Genomic DNA, 5,530 nt, shown 5'->3' on the forward strand with positions numbered 1-5,530 from the left:
AATCGCGAGTGGTCTGTGAAAATGCGTTTGCTGGAGTCAAGCGTTACAATGCGGTGAGCGCTATCTATCGCAATCGAAAAGCGGAGTTTGATGATCACCTTATGCTAACCGCAGCAGGATTATGGAACTTCTACCTGACTGCGGCATAGGAAGAACTTGAAAGGTCGCATTGGCTAGCTCTGTTCTTATTTCCCGACAACTCTAATAACTCACCAATTTGTTTGACCCAAGTAATGACCGTCGTATGATGAACGCCTTTGACCCGTTCGATAGCACGAAAACCCATGCCGTTGACATACAGTTTGAGACATTCACGCTTGAACTCATCTGGGTATCCAGTAGGCAGATCATAGATTTCGATGAATTGTCGCCGACACGCTTTACAAAGGTAATTTTGTTTACCTCTTTGCTTGCCGTTCTTACTGATATCAGTTGAGCTACAGTCGGGACATTGCATCGGTTTCACCCTGATTTCATATCCCTATTATGCAATGCCGAATTTGTTAAAGCCGTAGAAGCAACTGGTAAGAAGCAATTGATTATTGCCGGAATTGTCACGGATGTCTGTGTGACTTTTTGCACACTTTCAGCATTGGAGGCAGGGTATGACGTTTTTGTTGTCACCGATGCCTCTGGCACCTTCAATGAAACCTGTCGCGATGCAGCTTGGGATCGGATGTCTCGTGCTGGCGCTCAGTTGGTCAATTGGTATAGCGTTGTGGGTGAATTGCACCGTGATTGGCGTAACGATATTGAAGGGCTAGGTAATCTCCTTGCAGGGTTTAGTCCTGACTACAAAAACCTAATGACGAGCTATGCAGCAACATCAAATGCTGGCTCTGCCAATCGCGAACGCCTCATGACTCGTGTGTAACTAAGTGAATGCTGTCATTGCTCAGTGATCCAGTTCATTTGCGGCATTGCAGCAGCACTGGATGATTTCGTGCATAGAATAGGGGCGATCGCCAGCGGTTGCTCATTCGTCTCCGCTACATTCTTCATTCACAATCTGAGATTTATCCTATGACCCACATTCTCCATTTAGATGCGAGTCCGCGTGGCGATCGCTCCATCTCTCGCACGCTCTCTAAAGAGTTCATTAACCAATGGAAAACCACTCATCCCAACGACACCATCACCTACCGTGATATTGGGCATTACCCTGTTCCTTTTGTGAGCGAAGACTGGATCGCGGCTGCATTTACTCCATCCGATCAACATACACCTGAGTTAGCCGCTGCAATTCAAATGTCCGACGAATTGATCGACGAGTTTTTATCAGCCGACCGCTACGTTTTCAGTATCCCCATGTATAACTTCAGCATTCCTGCCAACTTAAAAGCCTACCTTGACCAGATTGTGCGAGCGGGACGTACATTCTCCGTTGATGAAACAGGTTACAAGGGACTGGTTCACAACAAGAAAATGACGATCATTATGGCTCAAGGCGGAGCCTATCCCGAAGGTAGCCCTACTCACGCCTATGATCTACAAACGCCCTACCTGCGACTCATTTTTGGGTTTATTGGTATAACGGATATTGAGTTCGTCTATGCCGATAGCCTTAATCTGGGTGATGAAGCCCGGAATCTGGCGATCGCAAATGCTCAGTCTGCCCTAAAAGCTGCCATCGCACATTAGCACTCATCGCGTTCCTTGCAACCAAGTTTTTCTGAGGTCATCTCTCATGCTAGAGCCAGGGGTAGTAGGTACAGATGAAGAAACTCACCAAGTAACCGCCATCATTTCTCACTTCGTTCGATCTGGGCGTGAGCAAGGTTATGAGGAATGGTTGCACGGAATTGCGACGGCTGCCCATCAATTTAAGGGACACTTAGGGGTCAGCGTGATCCGTCCCTGTGACCATGCTCATCCTGAATATGTAGCAATTCTCAGATTTGATCATTACGACAACCTCAAAACCTGGCTGGAATCCAGTGTGCGGCAGGAATGGCTAGAGCGGTTGCAGCCCTTGATTGAAAAGCCTGAAACCATTCAAACTCTAACGGGTCTGGAAACCTGGTTTACGCTTCCCAACAAACCCATGAAGGCTCCACCTCCGCGCTACAAAATGGCGATCGTGACATGGCTGGGAGTGTTTTTTACGATATCTATTCTCAATCGTTTGCTAGTACCGCTCCTAGCTGGGCTTCCAGTATTGCTCAGAACGTTGTTGGTTACAGGTCTAACGGTTGCCCTGCTGACCTACGTGATTATGCCGCGCCTCACTCAACTCTTTCGCACATGGCTGTATCCCATTTGATCAAGTACATATCTTGCACATTCACAGAAATCTTCCATGTCTTGTCAACACCTGAACGAACTGACACTAGAGAATATGATTTCAAAAGCCAATTACCCGGTATTCCGCTGTGAAGAATGCCTTCGGGTTGGCGATCGCTGGGTTCACTTGAGAATTTGTCAAACCTGCGGCAAAATGCTGTGCTGCGACTCGTCTAAAAATCAACACGCTCGCCACCATTACGAAGAAAGCGGACACGCGGTGATTAGTTCAGCCGAATTGGGAGAACAATGGCTGTGGTGTTTTGCCGACGAACAACAGAAGAACTATTGATCACGCGCCCCTTTTCTACTCGCGAGGAAACCATGATATCAAATCAGCCTGCCCTAACGGATATTTGGCCGAGTTTACCCCTGGACGCATGGCAAGAGACCTATACCACCTTGCACATGTGGACTCAAATCATCGGCAAAATCCGATTTGCCCAAACTCCGTGGATTAATCATTCCTGGCATATCCCCCTCTATTTAACCGTTCGGGGACTGACCACGTCCACGATTCCCTATGGCAGTCGCATCTTTCAAATCGACTTTGATTTTATTGATCACGAACTGCTGATTCAAACCAGCGAAGGGGCAAGACGAGCGATCGCACTCTACCCTCGCTCGGTTGCTGATTTTTATCAGACTGTGATGGAAACTCTGAGAGAATTAGATTTTCACATCACGATTAACACCAAACCAAATGAAGTCCCTGATCCAATTCGATTTGAGCAGGATGAAACCCATGCTGCTTATGATGCGGATTATGCCAATCGATGCTGGCGAGTGTTGCTACAGTCCGATCGCGTCTTTCGAGAATTTCGTTCCCATTTTTCCGGCAAGGTTAGTCCGGTTCATTTTTTCTGGGGGAGTTTTGATTTAGCAGTGACTCGCTTTTCGGGGCGATCGGCTCCTGAACATCCAGGAGGGGTGCCAAATCTACCGGATGCAGTGGCGCAGGAAGCCTATTCCCAGGAAGTCAGTAGTGCCGGATTTTGGCCCGGAGCCGGATTATCATACCCAGCGTTTTATTCCTATGCGTACCCAGAACCCGATGGGTTTAAGCAGGCTGAGGTTCGTCCCGATGCTGCATTTTACAATAAAGAGTTGGGTGAATTTATTTTGCCCTATGACGCTGTCCGCGAGGCAGAATCACCGGATCAGATGTTGTTAGAGTTCTTGCAAAGCACTTACGAAGCTGCCGCCAGGTTAGGCAACTGGAATCAAGAGGAACTTCAGCAGTTGACATTTAAGTCGCAACTGCATTCCTAAATTAGCGTTTAACTAGCAGATCTTAAGTGGTGAAATGTAGGACAGTTTCGCAGACTGGTTTATTGGACGCTTAACCCTTGAGCGTGAAGGACAATTCCGATGAACCTACTGGCAATTACTCCAATTTTGGGAACCCGTCAGGGCATTCTGGCGCGATCGCTCCCCTGAGAATGCAGACAAACTAAGATTTCTCCTCAGCCTGGAAGGAACTCGTTGGCAATACACCAATGATGTTCAAAACTTGGTAGCCATCAGCCTCGACACCTTCCTCAATACCGGTCACTTTGCCTGGAAGAGTATCGCCCTGCCCCTCTGCTCCGACCTTTCCGGTAATAAGACCGCCGACTGTGGCACACCTCCTGCCAGCAGCCATCGCCTCCAAGCTCTTCATCATGAAGTTTGCGAGCTTCGGCTGCCATCAACAAACTGCACGCCCAGCACTCTTCATTGAGCGATCGCCCCATATACTTCTGCTCCAGAAAGCCCTCCTATTGCGCCTGAAATGCTTGTCCTTCCGGGAAACCTCGGTAATAATCTGAGAATAATCAGATAGAGATAAGTGCAATTTTAGCCACTTGATTGACTCAAGCTATCCTCAAGGAGGAATGGAACAATTGAAGTGAACCCATGAATTCGGACAGGAGATCGAAGACTTTAAGGAAGTGTCTCTTTTATATCACATTTCCTTTTTGTTGTTCATTCCATTTCTTCTCATATTCATCCGGTGTTAAATAACCCAATGATGAATGTATTCTCTTCTTTGTGTACACATTCTCTAAAAACTGTTCAATCTGTTCATACGCCTCTGCGAAATTCCGATACTCCGATAAGTCAACTTCCTCCTCTTTGATCGTTCGCATCCATCGCTCTGCATAGCCGTTCTGCCATGCCTGTCCCACTTCTGCCTGCGTGCTGCTCTAGCAGCTTGGCATACTCATTCGCTGCGTATTGAACGCCTTGGTCAGAATGATGGATCTCTGGTCGCCCCTTCGCTAGTCCCTTCATCAGAGCCGTGATCGTCAAGCTCACCTCCATGCTTCTCGCCAGATGCCAACCCCGAATACTACGCGTGAACACATCCATTAACACTGCCAAATACACAAATTCCTGTTGCAGCCTGATGTACGTGATGTCCCCTACCCAAACTTGATCCGGTCGCTCGATGGCTAAATCCATCACCAGGTTCGGATATCGCTGGAACGCATGGTTGCTGTTGGTCGTCCGTTTCCGTCTGACCGGTTGCTTGCCAACCAGTCCTAGCTCCCTCATCAGCCGCGCTACCCGTTTGTGGTTAATCTCCTGTCCTTGACGTTGTAGCATCGCCGTGATGTGACGATAACCATAGGTCGGATGCTGCCCACAAAGCTTGACAATTGCCTCTTTGATCTCAGTCTCGTCTGGCGGTGGCTGCGATTGATAGTAGACTTGGCTGCGTGGGTAGTTCAACACCTGACACAGGGTCGCAATCGGATACTCCTGGCTCAACTGCATTACCGTCTCCCGTTTTTGTCCAGGCTCAAGTAGCTCGATGCTTTTTTTGCGATCTCTAGCTGTACCGTCAACTGCCCCACTAACCGCTCCAATTCGGCGATCTTCTGTTCATGCTCACTGCCCACTTCACCCCGCTCAAAGATGCTCGGTGCCTGCTCCAAAAATTCTTTGCGCCACCGATTCAGCACATTCGGGTTCAGCTTGTGCGCTCGGCACAGATCGCTCGGTGTCTTTTCGCCACTCAGCACTTGCAGGATGACTTTGGCTTTGAACTCTGCGGTGTATTGACGACGGTTTGCTGTTATAGTTGCCCCCTTTCAAGAACAAGGATACTACTCCTACCCTCCTGTCCGAAAAGCGGGGGTCATTTCAGAAGCTGCTCTAGAGCAGTACCCGCGAGGCAACAAACTGGGGCAAGGAAGGACATTAAGCCCTAGCGAAGAGGCATACCTGCAACAGTTGATTCAGGAGCATTTTCCGGATG

General features: G+C 48.5%; 6 protein-coding genes and 2 pseudogenes. 5 read left to right on the top strand and 3 right to left on the bottom strand.

Features of this window, described 5'->3' with window-relative positions; all coding sequences use genetic code 11:
• Positions 1 to 202: 202 nt before the first annotated feature.
• Positions 203 to 457 (bottom strand): annotated as a pseudogene (locus tag H6F80_RS09120) (IS1/IS1595 family N-terminal zinc-binding domain-containing protein); the annotation flags it as partial.
• Between H6F80_RS09120 and H6F80_RS09125 the strand changes: the two are divergent.
• The 5 genes from H6F80_RS09125 to H6F80_RS09145 all read left to right on the top strand — a co-directional run bounded on the left by H6F80_RS09125 (position 452) and on the right by H6F80_RS09145 (position 3,555).
• Positions 452 to 874: an isochorismatase family protein gene (locus tag H6F80_RS09125; RefSeq protein WP_199296462.1), complete on the top strand. Its 423-nt coding sequence runs from the start codon at positions 452 to 454 to the stop codon at positions 872 to 874. The pseudogene H6F80_RS09120 and the gene H6F80_RS09125 sit on opposite strands and share 6 nt — an antisense overlap.
• A 149-nt stretch (positions 875 to 1,023) precedes the next feature.
• Positions 1,024 to 1,641: an FMN-dependent NADH-azoreductase gene (locus tag H6F80_RS09130; RefSeq protein WP_190791260.1), complete on the top strand. Its 618-nt coding sequence runs from the start codon at positions 1,024 to 1,026 to the stop codon at positions 1,639 to 1,641.
• A gap of 46 nt (positions 1,642 to 1,687) precedes the next feature.
• Entirely contained in the window at positions 1,688 to 2,263 is a 576-nt protein-coding gene (locus H6F80_RS09135) for a putative antibiotic biosynthesis monooxygenase (protein ID WP_190791261.1), read from the top strand.
• Between the two features lie 36 nt (positions 2,264 to 2,299).
• A complete protein-coding gene (locus H6F80_RS09140; RefSeq protein WP_190791262.1) occupies positions 2,300 to 2,575 on the top strand; it encodes a UBP-type zinc finger domain-containing protein in 276 nt (91 codons plus the stop codon).
• A gap of 32 nt (positions 2,576 to 2,607) precedes the next feature.
• Complete coding sequence (locus tag H6F80_RS09145) at positions 2,608 to 3,555, top strand: DUF5996 family protein (RefSeq protein WP_190791263.1); 948 nt, start codon at positions 2,608 to 2,610, stop codon at positions 3,553 to 3,555.
• 181 nt (positions 3,556 to 3,736) lie between these two features.
• Here the strand turns inward: H6F80_RS09145 and H6F80_RS09150 are convergent, their stop codons facing one another.
• Both H6F80_RS09150 and H6F80_RS09155 read right to left on the bottom strand, forming a co-directional pair.
• Complete coding sequence (locus H6F80_RS09150; RefSeq protein WP_190791264.1) at positions 3,737 to 3,949, bottom strand: hypothetical protein; 213 nt, start codon at positions 3,947 to 3,949, stop codon at positions 3,737 to 3,739.
• Between the two features lie 277 nt (positions 3,950 to 4,226).
• A pseudogene (locus H6F80_RS09155) lies at positions 4,227 to 5,351 on the bottom strand (IS3 family transposase).
• Positions 5,352 to 5,530 lie beyond the last annotated feature (179 nt).

It is taken from the genome of Leptolyngbya sp. FACHB-711 (assembly GCF_014695615.1).
Lineage (GTDB): Bacteria > Cyanobacteriota > Cyanobacteriia > Elainellales > Elainellaceae > Leptolyngbya_A.

Bases quoted from the DNA above. Each gene is read 5' to 3' on its own strand.
- H6F80_RS09140 (WP_190791262.1), top strand. From the start codon at position 2,300: ATGTCTTGTCAACACCTGAACGAACTGACACTAGAGAATATGATTTCA.
- H6F80_RS09130 (WP_190791260.1), top strand. From the start codon at position 1,024: ATGACCCACATTCTCCATTTAGATGCGAGTCCGCGTGGCGATCGCTCC.
- H6F80_RS09150 (WP_190791264.1), bottom strand. From the start codon at position 3,949: ATGATGAAGAGCTTGGAGGCGATGGCTGCTGGCAGGAGGTGTGCCACA.
- H6F80_RS09135 (WP_190791261.1), top strand. From the start codon at position 1,688: ATGCTAGAGCCAGGGGTAGTAGGTACAGATGAAGAAACTCACCAAGTA.
- H6F80_RS09145 (WP_190791263.1), top strand. From the start codon at position 2,608: ATGATATCAAATCAGCCTGCCCTAACGGATATTTGGCCGAGTTTACCC.